14 protein-coding genes are annotated in these 16,517 nt (G+C 67.4%); 5 read left to right on the top strand and 9 right to left on the bottom strand.

All coding sequences use genetic code 11. The features are described 5' to 3' along the window. Positions 1–106: 106 nt before the first annotated feature. Together ACP7AR_RS07760 and murQ are read left to right on the top strand one after the other, a co-directional pair. Positions 107–1,006, top strand: coding sequence for an N-acetylglucosamine kinase (locus ACP7AR_RS07760; RefSeq protein WP_426184411.1), 900 nt, complete (start codon positions 107–109; stop codon positions 1,004–1,006). Further along, the gene (gene murQ / locus ACP7AR_RS07755) at positions 996–1,937 is read left to right on the top strand and encodes an N-acetylmuramic acid 6-phosphate etherase (protein ID WP_426184408.1); all 942 of its coding nucleotides are present in this window, start codon (positions 996–998) and stop codon (positions 1,935–1,937) included. Before ACP7AR_RS07760 ends, murQ begins: the two co-directional genes overlap by 11 nt. On the opposite strand, the gene ACP7AR_RS07750 is transcribed toward murQ, so the two are convergent. Continuing rightward, positions 1,930–2,580 carry an HAD-IA family hydrolase gene (locus tag ACP7AR_RS07750; RefSeq protein ID WP_426184405.1) on the bottom strand — a complete coding sequence of 217 codons (651 nt, stop codon included), beginning with the start codon at positions 2,578–2,580 and terminating at the stop codon, positions 1,930–1,932. The genes murQ and ACP7AR_RS07750 overlap by 8 nt on opposite strands. Positions 2,581–2,630: 50 nt before the next feature. On the opposite strand from ACP7AR_RS07750, the gene ACP7AR_RS07745 reads away from it, so the two are divergent. Further along, complete coding sequence (locus ACP7AR_RS07745) at positions 2,631–3,698, top strand: winged helix DNA-binding domain-containing protein (RefSeq protein WP_426184402.1); 1,068 nt, start codon at positions 2,631–2,633, stop codon at positions 3,696–3,698. Between the two features lie 10 nt (positions 3,699–3,708). On the opposite strand, the gene ACP7AR_RS07740 is transcribed toward ACP7AR_RS07745, so the two are convergent. Beyond that, positions 3,709–5,151 (bottom strand): helix-turn-helix domain-containing protein, encoded by a 1,443-nt coding sequence (locus ACP7AR_RS07740; RefSeq protein WP_426184399.1) that lies wholly within the window; start codon positions 5,149–5,151, stop codon positions 3,709–3,711. 109 nt (positions 5,152–5,260) lie between these two features. Here ACP7AR_RS07740 and ACP7AR_RS07735 point away from each other — a divergent pair, with 109 nt between their 5' ends. Beyond that, positions 5,261–7,126 (top strand): phosphoenolpyruvate carboxykinase (GTP), encoded by a 1,866-nt coding sequence (locus tag ACP7AR_RS07735; RefSeq protein WP_426184396.1) that lies wholly within the window; start codon positions 5,261–5,263, stop codon positions 7,124–7,126. Between the two features lie 175 nt (positions 7,127–7,301). On the opposite strand, the gene ACP7AR_RS07730 is transcribed toward ACP7AR_RS07735, so the two are convergent. After that, entirely contained in the window at positions 7,302–9,200 is a 1,899-nt protein-coding gene (locus ACP7AR_RS07730) for an ABC transporter ATP-binding protein (RefSeq protein WP_426184393.1), read from the bottom strand. A gap of 27 nt (positions 9,201–9,227) precedes the next feature. Beyond that, the gene (locus tag ACP7AR_RS07725; protein ID WP_426184391.1) at positions 9,228–9,437 is read right to left on the bottom strand and encodes an AsnC family protein; all 210 of its coding nucleotides are present in this window, start codon (positions 9,435–9,437) and stop codon (positions 9,228–9,230) included. Positions 9,438–9,528: 91 nt separating this feature from the next. Here ACP7AR_RS07725 and ACP7AR_RS07720 point away from each other — a divergent pair, with 91 nt between their 5' ends. After that, positions 9,529–10,554 carry a S66 family peptidase gene (locus ACP7AR_RS07720; RefSeq protein WP_426184388.1) on the top strand — a complete coding sequence of 342 codons (1,026 nt, stop codon included), beginning with the start codon at positions 9,529–9,531 and terminating at the stop codon, positions 10,552–10,554. Positions 10,555–10,558: 4 nt separating this feature from the next. On the opposite strand, the gene ACP7AR_RS07715 is transcribed toward ACP7AR_RS07720, so the two are convergent. The 5 genes from ACP7AR_RS07715 to ACP7AR_RS07695 are packed head-to-tail and all read right to left on the bottom strand — an operon-like array spanning position 10,559 to position 16,306. After that, positions 10,559–11,785, bottom strand: coding sequence for an alpha-hydroxy acid oxidase (locus ACP7AR_RS07715; RefSeq protein ID WP_426184385.1), 1,227 nt, complete (start codon positions 11,783–11,785; stop codon positions 10,559–10,561). Further along, complete coding sequence (locus ACP7AR_RS07710; RefSeq protein WP_426184382.1) at positions 11,782–12,507, bottom strand: ABC transporter ATP-binding protein; 726 nt, start codon at positions 12,505–12,507, stop codon at positions 11,782–11,784. Before ACP7AR_RS07710 ends, ACP7AR_RS07715 begins: the two co-directional genes overlap by 4 nt. A 1-nt stretch (position 12,508) precedes the next feature. Next, on the bottom strand, positions 12,509–14,233 hold the full coding sequence (locus ACP7AR_RS07705) for an ABC transporter permease subunit (protein WP_426184379.1): 1,725 nt from the start codon (positions 14,231–14,233) through the stop codon (positions 12,509–12,511). A gap of 2 nt (positions 14,234–14,235) precedes the next feature. Next, positions 14,236–15,111, bottom strand: coding sequence for a branched-chain amino acid ABC transporter permease (locus ACP7AR_RS07700; RefSeq protein WP_426184376.1), 876 nt, complete (start codon positions 15,109–15,111; stop codon positions 14,236–14,238). 25 nt (positions 15,112–15,136) lie between these two features. Beyond that, on the bottom strand, positions 15,137–16,306 hold the full coding sequence (locus ACP7AR_RS07695; RefSeq protein WP_426184373.1) for an ABC transporter substrate-binding protein: 1,170 nt from the start codon (positions 16,304–16,306) through the stop codon (positions 15,137–15,139). Between the last annotated feature and the right edge of the window lie 211 nt (positions 16,307–16,517).

The raw sequence follows: 16,517 nt of genomic DNA, 5'->3' as shown, positions 1-16,517 counted from the left end.
CGCGCGAGCGGGTTCGCTCAGTGGTAAATTCTTTTCAGTAATCGTACGCTGACTGTAGACTCTTTCCGTATGGTTGCGCCTGAGTCGTCGACGCGAGAGTTGAGAGATGCCGATCGAGCACATCACGGCCGCCGTTGATCTCGGAAAGTCCCGTTGCCGTGTCGCCGTCATCACGGCAGACCGTCGCGAGACCTATACGGATGCCGGTACGCCGGGCCTCGCGTCCGTCGATGGTGTCTCGAGCGCAGCGGCGGTGATCCTGCCGCTGCTCGCAAGAGCTGAGCGCATCGACAGCATCGGCGTGGGCGCGGCAGGAGCGTGGAACGCTCCGGATGCCGCAGCCGCTCTTGCGCGTGCTCTCTCCGACGCGACTGGAGCGCGCGTCGCTGTCACATCCGATGTCGTGACGGCGCACGTCGGCGCGCTGGAGGGTGCCGCCGGCACGCTGCTGATCGCCGGCACCGGCGCCGTGGCGCTCGGAGTGGCTGCCGACGGCCTGCGACTCGTGGACGGCTGGGGCCCCGATCTCGGTGACTTCGGCAGCGGCTCGTGGATCGGCCGAGAAGGCGCCCGCGCCGTGCTTCGTGCCAGGGATGCGCTGGGCGCTGCGACCGCGCTGACCGACACCGTCCGCGCGCACATCGCGCCGCATCCGGATCCCATCACGTGGCTTGCCGGTGACATCCCGACCGCTCGTCAATTGGCGACATTGGCTCCGCTCGTGCTGGATGCCGCAGCCGAGGGGGATTCCGTCGCCAGCGAGATCGTCGCCGAAGCAGTCCGGTTGCTCACAGCATCCGCGCTCGCCGCATCCGGTCGCATCCGCGATGTCGCGATCCATGGCGGACTCACCGACCACGCCTGGTTCCGCTCCCAGCTCGAGCGCTCCCTCACCGCAGCCGGCCGCACGATGGTGCACCCCGTCGGCGATGCCTTCGACGGTGCCGCGCTCCTCGCGCACCGCACAGACCTGCCCCACGAAAGGTTCGTCCGCCGTGCCGAATGATTCCGAATCCACCCGACTCACCGAGATGCTCGAGGTGCTGTCCGCCCTGGCCACCGAGGCGTCCACGACCGAACGAGGCGATCTCGACCTGCTCGAGACCGCAGAGCTCGTGCGCCGGATGAACGCCGAGGATCAGCGCGTGCCGCTCGCTGTGGCTGAGCGCGCTGACGAGATCGCGCGTGCTGTCGACGGCATCACAGAGCGATTCCGCCGCGGCGGGCGTCTCATCTACATCGGTGCAGGGACGGCCGGGCGGGTGGGTGTGCTCGATGCCAGCGAATGCCCGCCGACGTTCGGCACCGACCCGTCGATGGTCGTCGGCCTCATCGCGGGCGGCGAGACCGCGATCCGCTCGGCCGTGGAGAACGCCGAGGACGATGCGGAGGCCGCCGAAGCGTCCCTGCGCGAGCTGGAGATCACCGACCGTGACACGATCGTCGGCATATCGGCATCCGGTCGCACCCCCTACGTGGTGGGAGGGCTGAGGTACGCTCGCGGTGTCGGCGCTCTCACAGCCGCGATCGCATCGAATCCGCACTCCGACATCGGCGCCGTCGCTGAGATCGCGATCGAGGTCGTGACAGGTCCGGAGTTCATCTCCGGTTCCACTCGGCTGAAGGCGGGGACCGCGCAGAAGCTCGTCGTGAACATGCTCACGACGCTGTCGATGATCAAACTCGGCAAGACCTACCGAGGCGTCATGGTCGACCTGCTCGCCACCAACGAGAAACTGCACGCCCGGTCGGTGCGCACGGTCTCGCAGCTCGCCGGCGTCGGCGTCGATGAGGCGTCTGCCGCACTGCGCACGGCAGACGGCTCAGTGAAGCTCGCGTTGCTCATCCTCGCCACCGGAGCAGACGCGGAGCGTGCGACGCGCGCCCTGGCGGAGGCCGACGGCATCCTGCGCGAAGCGATCTCAGCGCTCAGCTGATCCGGATCTCGAACCCGTCGCCGGCGGGGACGATCGTGATCTGCGTGAGGTCGTCGACGTGATGCGCCGGTGCGAATGATGGCGCATGCGGTCCGACGCCGATCACGGTCATCCCCGCATCGATACCGGCACGGATGCCGGCTCCGGAGTCTTCGAAGACGACGCATTCGGCGGGGTCGACGCCCAGAGCGGATGCTGCGAGCAGGAAACCCTCCGGGTCCGGCTTGCTGTGGGACACCCGCTCGGCGGTGATCGCGAGTTCGGTGATCGGCAGCAGCGCGGCACCCATCCGCGCCGTCATGAGCGCGAGGTCCGCCGAAGTGACGATCGCGTGAGGAACTCCTCCCAGTGATCGGAGCAGGTCGGCGGCGCCGGGGATCGCGACAACGCCGTCGGTCTCCGCGCTCTCGCGCGCCAACATCCGCTGATTCTCCTCGAGGTTGATCGCATGATCGCGCTCCGGCAGGAGGATGGCCATGCTCTGCCAGCCCTGGCGGCCGTGCACGGTCTTCAGAACGGTGTCGCGGTCGAGCCCATGCGGCTCGGCCCATTCCAGCCAGAGCCGCTCGACGACCGAGGTGGAGTCGACGAGCGTGCCGTCCATGTCGAGAAGGACAGCGCGTGCAGCGAGGGTCGTCGTCATGCCTTCAGGGTATCCCGGCGAAAGTCTGAGGCACGCGGCAGGATGGGGTCATGGATCCGCATTCGCTGCGCGCTGCGCGCCTGCGTGCTCACCGACTCACGGCGCCGACCCGTTCGGTGACGGATGCTGCGCGTCACATGCTCGCTGTCCAGGCTCAGGAGTTCTGGGCAGGGCGATGGGCGCTCGCCGCGCGCACGACGGGTGCGCCGACGCTGCGGGGCGTCGATCGGCTGTTCAACCGTGGTGCGCTGGTGCGCGCCTGGACCCAGCGCGGCACGCTGCACATCGTCGCCGCAGAAGACCTTGCATGGATGCTGCGCGTCACGGGGGAGCGGCAGCTGCACATGGCAGCACCTCGCTACCGGGAGCTCGGCCTCGGTGCAGACGAGCTCGCGACCTCCGAGCGCGCCATCCGCGGGGCGCTGAGCGGCGGCAACGGCCTGACTCGTGTCGAGCTGTTCGATGTGCTGCAGAAGGCCGGCATCGAGCCGGGTGGACAGCGCGGACTCTTCGCGGTGCAGAACCTCGCCCTGCGCGGCATCATCTGCCAGGGACCGGTCGTGCGCAGGGCAGACGCCGTCTCGCGCGATCAGTTGTTCGTGCTCACGGAGGAGCACATTCCGGAATCGGCCACGCCGAGCGATCCGGCCGCGGAGATGTTCGTCCGTTACATCGTCGGGCATGGCCCGGCCACCGCCGAAGATTTCGCGTGGTGGGCCGGCCTCACTCTGGGCTCTGCTCGGTCTGCTGCAGCCGCTGCCGACGAACGCGTCCGGCAGATCGATGAGGGGGTGTTCGTCGCAGATTCGAAGCCGCGACGGAACGCAGCTGCGCCGACCGTCATCGCTCTCGGATCCTTCGAGGAGTACTACATCTCGTATGCGGATCGCACCGTCTCCTGCCCTCCAGAGCTCTTGGCGGCGATCGGACCGGGGAAGAACGGCATGGTGCGACCGATCCTCGTCGCGGACGGCGTCGTTGTCGGCACCTGGCGGCACTCCACCGCAGTGGGGCGACACGAAGACGACCCTGTGCCGGAGCTGCTCACGGCCGGTGCGGCCGTTGATGCCGACATCGCCGCAGCGCTCGACCGATACGCTGCCTTCATCTCCGGCTGATCGAGGCGCCTCACTCCGCTGCGTGGCGAGCGAGGAATGTGTAGACCTCGTTCTCATCGACTCCGGGAAATGCGCCGCGTGGGAGCGGCGAGAACATGTGCGTGTGCACACGCGCGCTCGGCCATGCCTTGGCGCTCCACCGTTCGGCGAGATCAGGGGATGGACGACGGCAGCACGCCTCGTCCGGGCACGTCGAGGCCGCGCGATCGGTCGTCTCCCGCCCTCGCCACCAGCGTGCGTCGTCGAACGGGACGCCGACGGTCACCGAGAACTCGCCGTCGCTGGCAGCCCCCGTCTGCGTCGCACACCAGAAGGTGCCAGAGGAAGTGTCGGTGTACTGGTGGTGCTCCGTCGTGCGGTTCTGCTGGGTGAAGGCCGCCCGCGCCTGGAACTTCCGGCACACCGGCTGGCCTTCGACCGCGCCGGTGACATCCATGGGCAACGGGAGGTCGTCGTTCTCGTACACTCTGGTGATCGCGCCGGTCTCGTCGACGCGGAGGAAGTGCAGTTTCATTCCGAGATGCTCGGTCAGCAGGTTCGTCATCCTCATACCGGCTGCTTCGTGCGTGACACCGAACGCGTCACGGAAGTCCTCGACGGCGAGGTTCCGATCCTTCTTCGCCTGCTGAAGGAAGGCGACACCGGCGGTCTCCGGCACCAGGCAGCTCGCCGCGAAGTAGTTGATCTCCAGGCGCTGCTGCAGGAAGTCGGCGTAGTCGGTCGGGGGAGTATGCCCCAGGAGCCGATGCGCCATCGCCTGCAGCGCCATCGACCGCAGGCCGTGACCGCCGGGAATGGATGCCGGCGGCAGATAGATTCGGCTGTTCTCCAGATCCGTCACCGAGCGGGTCGAATGCGGCAGGTCGTTGACGTAGAGCAGCTCGAACCCGAGCTTCTGGGCCATGATGCTCACGGTGCGGTGCGTGAGCGCGCCACTGACGTGGCCCGCGGCCTTCAGTTGCTTCTCGGCGAGCTTCTCGATGTCGCCGATGTAGTTGTTCTGCGCACGCATGCGCAGCCGCAGCTCGGTGTTCGCGCGCCTCGCCTCCTCGGGCGTCGCGATGGCCTCGCGCGCACGACGCTGAAGCTCGCGGTGAAGGCCGAGGATCGATTCGATCGTCTCATCCGGCATCCCCTTCGACACTCGCACCGGCGTGACCCCGAGCTGGCGGAAGACCGGACTCGCCTGCGCGTGCTCCAGCTCGATCTCCAGCGCTGCTCGGCGGTTGGGCGGCTCTCCAGAGATGAGGTCGGAGACGTCGGTCGCAGTGGCCTGCGCGATCGCCTGCAGCAGCGAGAGCTTGGGTTCGCGCTTGCCGTTCTCGATCAGACTCAACTGGGAACCTGCGACGCCGACCTTGGCGCCGAGCTCGTCGAGCGTGAAGCCCTTCGCCACGCGATGATGACGGATTCGATGACCGAGGGTCGTGAGGTGGATGCCGGAGCCGCTCATTACTTGAGCATATCGAAAGAATCATGATTCTTACGAGCATTCATGCGAGAAATCTGTGGTTGAAGTTGCACAGAATGGAGATACACACCGACTCTTCGAGGGAGCAGACATGGTTATGGCCGAGACCTTCACACCCCGCGTTCCCGCCGTCTCCGCGGCGCGCAGCCTTGGTGCTGTCCCCACCTATGACACGCCGGCGATGAAAGAGCTGGTCGCATGGGTCGAAGAGATCCGCGCGCTCACGCAGCCGGCATCCGTTCACTGGGTTGGTGGGTCGCAGGCCGAGAACGACGCGCTGCTGCGCGGCCTCGTCGCCGAGGGCAAGCTCATCAAGCTCAACCCCGAGTGGCGGCCTGGGTCCTACCTCGCGCGCTCGCACCCCAGTGACGTCGCGCGCACCGAAGCTCGCACCTTCATCGCCTCCGAGCAGGAGAAGGATGCCGGTCCCACGAACAACTGGGCCGATCCGGTCGAGATGCGCCAGACCATGACCGACGTCTTCGAGGGGTCGATGCGCGGACGCACGATGTACGTCGTACCGTTCTCGATGGGAGCCGTCGGAGGCCCGCTCTCGCACATCGGCGTCCAGGTCACCGACAGCGCATACGCCGTGGCATCCATCGGCATCATGACGCGCGTCGGCGATGCTGTCACGAGGCAGATCGCCGAAGGCGCCCCGTGGGTCAAGACCGTGCACTCCGTCGGCGCTCCGCTGGCTCCCGGCGAGCAGGATGTCGAATGGCCCTGCAACGACGAGAAGTACATCGTGCACTTCCCCGACACGCTCGAGGTCTACTCGTACGGCTCCGGATACGGCGGCAACGCCATCCTCGCGAAGAAGTGCTTCGCGCTGCGCATCGCATCCGTCATCGCCCGTGACGAGGGCTGGCTCGCAGAGCACATGCTGCTCATCCGCGTGATCGACCCGAAGGGCAAGGCATACCACGTCGCGGCCGCATTCCCGTCGGCGTGCGGTAAGACGAATCTCGCGATGCTGCGCCCGACGATCCCCGGCTGGAAGGTCGAGACTCTCGGCGACGACATCGCGTGGATCCGACCGGGCGAGGATGGCCGCATGTGGGCCATCAACCCGGAGGCCGGGTTCTTCGGCGTCGCCCCTGGCACCGGTGAATCCACCAATGTCACGGCGGTCGAGACGCTGTGGGGCAACACTCTCTTCACCAACGTCGCACTCCGCCCTGATGGTGACGTGTGGTGGGAAGGGCTGACCGACACGCCTCCGGCGCACCTGATCGACTGGGAGGGCAACGACTGGACGCCGGACTCCGGCCGGCCGGCCGCGCACCCCAACTCGCGCTTCACCGTCTCGGCTGCGCAATGCCCGCAGATCTCGGACGACTGGGAGCAGGCTGTTCCACTCGATGTCATCCTGTTCGGCGGGCGGCGTGCGACGAACGTCCCGCTCGTGGTCGAGGCAACCGACTGGACGCACGGCGTGTTCCTGGGCTCGACGATCTCGTCCGAGCGCACGGCAGCGGCCGAGGGCACGGTCGGTGAACTGCGCCGTGACCCGTTCGCGATGCTCCCGTTCTGCGGCTACAACATGGGCGACTACTTCGCGCACTGGCTGAAGGTCGGACGCTCCCTGCGCTTCGACCGCGCACCGCGGGTCTTCCAGGTCAACTGGTTCCGCCGAGGCGACGACGGCCGTTTCCTGTGGCCGGGGTTCGGCGACAACTCGCGCGTGATCGACTGGATCATCCGCAGGATCAGCGGTGAGGTCGGGGTGGTCGACAGTCCGATCGGGCGTCTCCCGGTGATCGATGACCTCAACCTCGACGGCCTCGACATCTCGCAGCAGGATCTCGACGAGCTCTTCGCCGTGGATGCGGATGCCTGGTCGAAGGAGGCCGATTCGACCGAAGAGTTCTTCGACACGTTCGGTGACACGCTTCCGGCAGCGCTTCGTGCCGAGCTCGCCTCACTGAGGTACCGGCTCGCGCAGGCGAAGTAGTACCGGATCAGACCCGCGATGGCGGGATGACAGGGACAGACCCGTGGCTGAGTGGTCCCGTCATCCTGCCATCGCGTTCTTCGCTCGAGACCTCACGTTGTTGCCGAGACCCCGTGCTGTGGACGTCCGCAACGTGGGGTCTCGCCAACAGGCGGGGGTCTCGGCGAAGCGCGGATCACACCAGCAGTTGGTGGCGGGCGAGGTCGCGGTACAGCGGCACCCGCTCGATGAGTTCGGCGTGCGTGCCCTGGCCCACGACTTCGCCGTCCTGCAGCACGACGATCAGGTCGCTGTCGACGACGGTCGACAGGCGGTGCGCGATCACGATGAGCGTGCGGTCGGCGGAGACGGCGTCGATCGCCTCACGCATGCGCTGCTCGTTCAGGCCATCAAGCGATGACGTCGATTCGTCGAGCAGCAGGATCGGCGCCTCGGTGAGCAGTGCCCTGGCGATCGCGAGACGCTGGCGCTCGCCGCCGGAGAGCATCACGCCGTCCTCGCCGACGGGCGTCTGAAGCCCCAGCGTGCCGCGTTCGAGCACGTCGCCGAGGTTGACCGTGCGCAGCACCCGCTCGCAGTCCGCATCAGTGGCATCGGGCGAGGCGAGGCGCAGATTGTCCGCGAGCGTGCCCGCAAGTGTCGGGGCGTCCTGCTCCACGTAGCCGAAGCGTGAGCGCAGTTCGGCGCGCGGATACGTGCGGATATCGAGCCCGTCGAGGCGTATCGAGCCGCCGGTCGGATCGTAGAACCGCTCGATCAGTGCGAGGATCGTGCTCTTGCCTGCGCCGCTGGGGCCGACGAGAGCGACACGAGCGCCCCGTGGGACGGCGAACGAGACACCGCGGAGAACGTCACCGTCGGCCGGCCGCTCGGCATCCGTCTCAGGCGCTTTGCGCTCGAGATGGGCGTCGACCAGCACTGTGCGGGCCTCGGTCGCCGCCGCTTCGCGTGCTGCGATCACGGCCTCGGGGTACCGGAATCGGACATCGCGGAACGAGAGCGCGGGAACGGACGCTTCGACAGGCTCAGCGGCTGGTTCGACAGACGCGGCGATCGCGGCGTCCTCCTGATCCTCGGTCGGAAGATCCAGCACCTCCTGGATGCGACCGAGCGCCCCGAGAGCCTGGTTCACAGAGGTGATCGCGCCGAATGTCGTCGCGAGTGGCATGATCAGCATGAACAGGAACAGTACGAATGTGATGAGAGACGCGATCGTGATCGCGCCCGCCGCGACACGGAACCCTCCTACGCCGAGCACCGCGAGCAGCGACACCTGCAGGGCGATGCCGGAGATCGGCACGACCAACGCCGAGACCTTGGCGATGCGAACGCCGAGACCGTACGCTTCACCGGCAAGCGCTGAGACGGATGCCGTCTCTCGCTCCGTGGCGCCGGACGCCCGAACGGTGCGGATCGATCCGACCGCGCGCTCGACAGCCGAGGCCAGTTCGCCGACCTTGACCTGCTGTGCGCTGGATGCCGTGCGGATGCGGCCGCTCAGCATCACCACGACGGCGAGTGAGACTCCGACGACCACGACGATCAGCAGCAGCAGGATCGGATCGATCAGGAGCATCGCGATCAGCGCTCCGAGGAACAGCACGGCGCTTCCGACAGCATCCGCAAGGCCCTGAGTGAGCACGGCGTACAGGAGCGTCGTGTCTGTGCCGACGCGCGAGACGAGGTCGCCGGTGCGGCGGGCGTCGAACTCGCGGATCGGCAGGTGCAGGATGCGGGCGATCAGCTGCCGACGGCTGGAGTGCACGACCGCCGTGCCGGTGCGCTGGAGCAGGTAGTGCTGATAGCCGGAGATGACGGATGAGACCAGCACGAAAGCGACCAGCAGCCACACCAGGAGCCCCAGGGTCTCGTTCGCCTGCACAGCCGCGATCACCTGGCCGACCAGCAGCGGTTGGACGAGAGACGTCGCCGCGCCGATCACGCTGAGGATCGCGACGATGATGAGCGTCTTCTTGTGTTCGAAGAGGAAGGGGAGCAGCTGGCGGAACGTGGCGCGCGGACCGTCTTCCGGCGCGCCGCGTCCGCGGCGACGGGTGGGCGCCGTACGAGACATGTGTGACCTCGATCTGAAGAAAAGGGGTTATCTACGACCGTACTTCCTGTGCGCAGCCTGTTTGGTCACGCCGAGCGCGCTGGCGATCGCCTGCCAGGAGTAACCGGCGTTGCGTGCACGGCGCACCTGCGCCTCCTCCACGCGCGACAGGTCGCGACGAAGCTCGGTCAGCCGGTGCAGCTCGGACAGTGGTTCGCCCTGAGGGTCGAGTGCCTGTGCGGTGGATGGAACGCTCATGAACGTCAACTTAGTTTGACGTCGAGCCGTTGTCAACAATGATTGACATCGATGAGGGGGAAGGGCGCCGGCTGTCCGACACAATGGTGGGATGCCATCGAAACCCGTACCGGGTGACCGCATCGCCGTCCTTTCCCCGTCCTTCGCGGCCCCTGCTGTCGCCCCTGCGCTGCACGAGCAGGCTCTGCGGAGGCTGACCGAGCTCACCGGACTCATCCCCGTCGAGTACCCGACGACGCGCCAGCTCGACGCGAGCCCGGAGGCGCGCGCCGCCGATGTCAACGCCGCGTTCGCCGATCCGAGCATCCGTGCGATCCTGGCGACGATCGGCGGCGACGATCAGGTCCTCGTCGTCCCGCATCTGGATCCCACGCTGGCGCAGGCCGACCCCAAGCCGTTCCTGGGCCACAGTGACAACACGAACATCTTGAACTGGCTGTGGCAGCACGGCGTGCCCGGCTACTACGGCGGCTCGACCGCCGTGCATCTCGGACCAGGCCCTGCCGTCGACGACATCCACCTTCGGTCCCTCCGCGCAGCGCTGTTGGACGGCGGCGAGCTCGAGCTCACCGAGCCGGGGGAATCGGAGGACGTCGGCCGCCGCTGGGAGGACCCGCGCGCGCTCGCGGAGTACGGAGATCGCCGGCCGACTGAGCCCTGGGCCTGGGCTGGGCCCGCTCGCCGTGTCGAGGGCCGCACGTGGGGTGGTTGCCTCGAGGTCATCGACGGCGTGGCGTTCGCGGATCGCCTGCCCGCGGCATCCGACCTCGACGGCGCGATCCTGCTGCTCGAGACGAGCGAGGAGCGTCCGCCCGCGGGCTGGGTCGCCCGCTGGCTGCGTGGTCTGGGGGAGCGCGGAATACTCCAGGCCGCGGCGGGCGTGATCGTCGCGCGCCCACCCGTGAGCGATTTCGAGTTCCACCCGTCCGAGAGCGAGGCCCAGGCGCTCCGCGACGCGCAGCGCGTTGTCGTGATCGAGACGGTCGCCCACTACAACCCGGATGCTGTCGTGTGCGTCGGCGTCCCGTTGGGCCACACGCGTCCGCAGTGGATCGTGCCATACGGCGGACGCGTCACATTGGACGGCGCAGCGCAGCAGGTTTTCGCGGGCTACTGAGAGGTCAGCGCAGACTCACCCGTCCGCGCAGGTCGGAGATGGTCGCGACTCCGGCCAGCTGCATCGTGCGGATCGCCTCGGCGCGCATGATCTCCAGCATCCGGTCCACACCGCGCTCGCCGCCGGCCATCAGGCCGTAAAGATACGCGCGGCCGACCATGCAGGCATCCGCACCGAGTCCGACCGCCGCCAGCACATCGGCGCCCGAGAGGATGCCGGTGTCGAGGAAGACCTGTGAGCGGGAGTCGACGGCCTCTGCGACCTCGGGGAGCAGCCGCAGCGGCGTGGGGGCCCGGTCGAGTTGGCGCCCACCATGGTTCGACACGACCAGGGCATCGGCGCCGGCATCGACGACCGCCCTCGCGTCCTCGACGGACTGGATGCCCTTCACGACGAGATTGCCCTTCCACTGCTCCCGCAGCCAGGCCAGATCGCTCATGTTCAGAGTGGGGTCGAACATCTTGGCGACGAGTTCTGCCACAGTGCCGTCGAACGAGCGCAGACTGGCGAATTCGATCGGTTCGGTGGTGAGGACGTTGATCCACCAGGCAGGATGCAGGGCGAAGTCCCACATCGTCTTGAGGTTGAGCGAGGGCGGGATCGTCAGCCCGTTGCGCGCGTCGCGCATGCGGTTGCCGGCCACCGGGGTGTCGACGGTCAGCACGAGCGTGTCGTAACCCGTGGCGCGAGCCTCCTCGATCAACCGCTGCGTGCCCGCGCGATCCTTCCAGAGGTAGAGCTGGAACCAGTTGTCTCCTGGGGCCTCCCGCTGCAGTTCTCCCGGAGACGTGGTGCCCATCGTCGAAAGGGAGTACGGGACGCCTGCCCGCGCGGCGGCACGTGCCACGGCGATCTCGCCCTCGTGGTGCATCATCCGCGTGAAACCGGTGGGAGCGAGGATCAGGGGGAACTCCGCCGGTCGTCCGAGGATCGTCGTCGTGGTGTCCACAGCCCCGACATCGCGCAGCACGCGCGGCGAGAACTCGACACCGGCGAACGCCGCGCGTGCTCGTCGCACGCTGATCTCGTCCTCGGCGGCGCCGTGCACGTACTCGAAGACCGAACGCGGCGTGGTGCGTCGTGCGATGCTGGCGAGGTCTTTGATGCTGAGCGCCGATCGGAGTCGGCGCTCGACCGGATCAAGCACAGGGCGGCGGAAACCGAGCAGCGGAGCGACAGCACCCCACGTGGGGACGCGTCTACGGATGCGGCGGCGCTCACCGGCGCTCACTTCTGGATGCCTCCTGTGCCGAGGTACGCCTGAATGATGGCGTCGTCGGCGAGGAGATCCGCTGCGGACCCGGAACGCACCACTTCACCGTTCTGCAGCACGTGCCCGTGGGAGGCGGCCTGCAGTGCGCGGCGCGCGTTCTGCTCGACGAGCAGCACAGTGGCGCCGGATGCACGGATCTCCTCGATGACGGCGAACACCTCGTTGACGATCTTCGGGGCGAGGCCCATCGACGGCTCGTCCATCAGCACCAGACGCGGCCGAGCGAGCATGGCGCGGGCGATGGCGAGCATCTGCTGCTCGCCTCCAGAGAGCGAGCCGGCCGGCAGCGCTCGGCGCTCGCCGAGCACGGGGAACCGCTGGTACATCTCGTCGATCGCGGAGGATGCGCCGCGGCCGAGGCTGCGGGCGCCCATCTGCAGATTCTCTGCGATCGTCATCGTCGCCAGAACTTGGCGGCCCTCAGGGACCTGCACCAGGCCAAGGGGCACCAGCTTGTGCGAACGGGTGCGAGTGATGTCGCGCCCGTCGAACGTGATCGAACCCGAGGCGGGTCGCACCATGCCGGAGATCGCGTTGATGATCGACGACTTTCCCGCACCGTTCGCACCGACGAGGGTGACGAGGGACCCCGCCTCGACGTCGAACGAGATACCTCGCACCGCCTCCACTCGTCCGTAGGAGACTCGGAGGTCTTTCACACTCAGCAGTGGATCGGGCATGTCACACCCTCCCTTCGGAATCCGGTGCATCAGCGCCGGCATCGGCCGGGGCATCGGCGCTCGGGGCGTCAGCGCTGCCGAGGTAGGCGTCGATCACGCGCTCATCGCCTGAGATCTCTTCGGGAGTGCCGTCGGCCAGCACCTCGCCGAAGTTCAGCACGATGATGTGGTCGCAGGTGCCGAGCACCATGCCCACGTTGTGCTCGATGAAGATGATCGTCAGCCCGTCCGCAGCCAGCGAGCGGATCAGTTCGGACAGCCCCTCCGCCTCCACGTGGTTCATACCCGCGGCCGGCTCGTCGAGGATCAGCAGCGAAGGATCAGCGGCGAGGGCACGCGCGATCTCGAGCCGACGCTGGTCTCCGTAGGAGAGCCCCTTCGCTGTGACATCCGCTTTGTCGAGCAGGCCGACCCGGCGGAGGCACCGCGCGGCATGCTCGAGTGCGAGGCGTTCGTCGCGCCGCGCCGACGGCAACCAGATCAGACGGCGCAGGAACGTCGGCTTCGCCACCAGGTGCGCACCGATGAGGACGTTCTCCAGAGCAGTGAGCCTGTTGAACAACTTGGAGTGCTGGAACGTGCGGGTGACACCTGCCGCGGCGATCTTATGCACCGGAGTGTCGCCGACCTTCGTGCCGAGGACGGTGGCCGAACCGCCGGACGGGGCGATCATGCCGCTGATCATGTTCACCAGCGTGGTCTTCCCCGCGCCGTTCGGACCGATGAGCCCCACGACGTCGCCGCTTCGCACGGTGAGGTCGACGCCGCGCACCGCATGCACTCCGCCGTACTCCTTCGACAGTCCCTTCAGCTCCGCCACGATCTCGCCCTTGGCGGGGTGCACGCGTCCGGTGGACGGCGCGTCAGAGTCGAGCGTCGCCATGTCGATGCGCTGCTTGCGACGAGGAATGATCGACGCGATGCCGCCCGGCAGATAGAGGATCACGATGAGCAGCAGCAGACCGGACAGGAACGGACGGATCCAGCCTGCCTCGATGCCGATCGCGCGCTGGATCTCGGGCAGCAGCGTCTGGAACCCGCTCCCGAGAATGGGGCCGAAGAAGTTCGCCGTTCCGCCGACGACAGCCGTGACCAGGCCGTCGATCGCCGTCTCGAAGGCGAAGTCCTCCGGCGCGATCAGGCGCACGTAATAGGCCCACAGCACGCCGTACAGGCCTGCCAGAACCCCGGCGGTGAGGAAGGCCGTCAGGCGGTGGCCGCCGACGTTGATACCGATCGAACGTGCCGCGAGCTCGTCTTCACGGATTGCTTCGAGCGCACGTCCGTAGCGCGAACGCGCCTGACGCCAGAACCAGTACGTGACGATCGCCAGCACGATCCATGCGATCGCGGGGTTGAGGATCTTGGGCACCGACATGCCCTGCGCGCCGCCGGTCCACTCCGAGTTCAGAATGAAGATGCGGATGGCCTCGGCGAAGCCTAAGGTCGCAATCGCGAGGAAGACGCCGCGCAATCTCATCGTCGGCAGACCGAGGATGAGCGCGGCGAGTGCGCCGACCGCCATGCCGACCGCGATCGAGAACAACAGCGTGGGCACCGGCCCCCACTCGGTGGGCGCGGGGGCGATGGACACGGCCGCGAACGCGGCGATGCCCGCGAAGCCGGCCTGCGCCAGGCTCAGTTGGCCCGCGATCAGCACGGCATAGAACGAGAAGGCGAAGATGCCGTTGAGAGCGATGAAGACGAGGGTCGATTCGGTGAACACGGTCAGACCTCCCTGACCTTGCGCTTGCCGAACAGGCCCTGCGGGCGGACCAGCAGGATCAGGAACAGCAGGGCGAACGCGATGAGGTCGCGCCAGCTCGATCCGATGTACTGGATCGCGAAGACCTCGGCCACGCCGAGCAGCAGTCCGCCGACGAGCGCACCGGGCAGCGATCCCATGCCCCCGACGATGATCACGGCGAGGCCCTTCAGCTCGATCGCACCTCCCATGCCGAGTTGGGCGCTGTTCACGTTGAGGGCGAACAGCACACCGGCCACTGCACCCAGCGCCGTCGAGATGGCGAAGGTGAGGGCGGTGACGCGATCGACGTTGACCCCCAGCACTCGAGCGGCGGTGGGGTTCTCCGCCACAGCACGCATCGAGCGCCCGAGCGCTGACCGGTTCACGAGCACCGTCAGCGCGATCATGAGTCCGAGACAGATCACCAGGATGGCGATCTGCATGTAGCTCGCCGTGAGTCCGGCGACCTCCACACCACCTTCCGGCGCGGTACCGGCGGGGAACCGACGCGTGTTGGGGCCGAAGGCGGCCTGCAGCAGGGCTATCAACATGCCGCCGAGCGCGATCGAGGAGATCAGCCCGGCGAAATGCGCATCCGGTCGGTCCTTCAACGGGCGAAACGCGATCCGTTCGATGAGCAGACCCATCACCGCACCGAAGAAGAACACCAGGATCAGGACCACGCCGATAGGCAGATCGAATGCTTCCGTGAGCCAGATACCGACGAACGCCGAGGCCGCGAAAGCGGCCGGATGAGCCAGGTTCAATCGGTCGAGGATGCCGAAGACCAGCGTGAAGCCGATCGCGAAGAGGGCATAGATCGAACCGAGGAACAGGCCGTTGAGTAGTTGCTGCATGGCACGCTCCTTCAGGACGTGAAGGTCACGGCATCACGGTGAATGCGCCGTCCTTGACGATCTGCACCACGGCGGGGTGCTCAGCGTCGCGGTCGGCGTTGATCGTCAGCGATCCCAGTGGCGTGGCGAAGTCCTTGACCTCGGTGAGACCGGTCTGGATATCAGTGCGCTCTGCCGAGCATCCGCTGCGCACGGCGTGGTCGATGATCATGAGGCCGGTGTACGCCTGCGTGGCGAACTGGTCGGGAGCCGAGCCGAACTTCTCCTCGTATGCGGCCAGGAAGTCGGCGTTCTCCGGGCTGTCGGAGGCGGAGTTCCAGGCGGCTCCGACGATGACACCCTCGGCGGCGTCGCCTGCATCGGCCATCAGCTGCGGGTTGTTGAAGCCGTTGCCACCGATGATCGGCTGGTCGAGGCCGAGCTCGCGCGCCTGCGTGACGAGCGGGATCGCGGCTTCGATCAGTGCCGACACGACGATCGCGTCCGCGTCCAGAGACTTGGCTGCGGTGAGAAGGCTGCGGAAGTCGGTGTCGCTGACCGAGAACGTCAGGGTGTCGAGCACCTCGATGCCCTCCTCCTCGAGCGAGGACGCCATGACCTCGTAGCCCGATTCGGTGAACGCGTCGTCGTTGCTGTACATCACGACGACCTTCTCCAGGTCGTTGGCCTCGACGGCGGCCTGGATGGTCTGCGGGATGACCTGCGCCTCGGTGAGGGAGTCGCGGAAGATGAAGTCGCCCTGCTCGGTGATGCCGGTGGCGGTGTTGGAGATCGCGAGGACGGGGACGCCGGCATCCTGCGCGACGGGCTGCGCCTGGAATGCGGTGTTGGACAGCGTGGGTCCGATGATCGCGCTCGCGCCGTCTGCAGCGAACGTCTCGAAGACGCCGATGGCCTGACGCGGGTCGGTGCCGTCGTCTTCCACCTTGAGGTCGTAGGTGACGCCGTCCTTCTCGTTCAGCTGCTCGAGGGCGAGCTCGAGACCCTTCTGCTGCGACTCACCGTAGCTCGCAGCGCCGCCGGTGAGGCTGAGCGCGGCACCGATGGAGACGGGCGACTCGATGACGCAGCTGTCACCCTCGCCGGATCCGGCCAGGGATCCGTCGCCGCCTGCCTCGCCGCCGCTGGAGGCGCAGCCGGAGAGCACGAGGGCGGATGCGGACAGGATGACGGCGGAACGAAGCAGGTATCGCATGGGATTCTCCGATCGTGAGGCGTGGATGGTTAGGCCGCGGATCGGTTCCGTTCCGATGAATCGGCGGAGCGTCTCTGAGGTTGCAGCGCCTCAGCCTCTGTGATGGGCGCGCGTTACGGCGACGGGGTCGAGTATAGGGAAGATGCAGCGCGTACTGGCGAGGTTGAGGCTCTATGGGCACGAGCGATGCGCGACCGTTATCCGAAGGCGC

It is taken from the genome of Microbacterium sp. TWP3-1-2b2, assembly GCF_049896145.1.
Taxonomy (GTDB): domain Bacteria; phylum Actinomycetota; class Actinomycetes; order Actinomycetales; family Microbacteriaceae; genus Microbacterium.
This window is presented reverse-complemented; position numbering and strand designations above follow the sequence as displayed.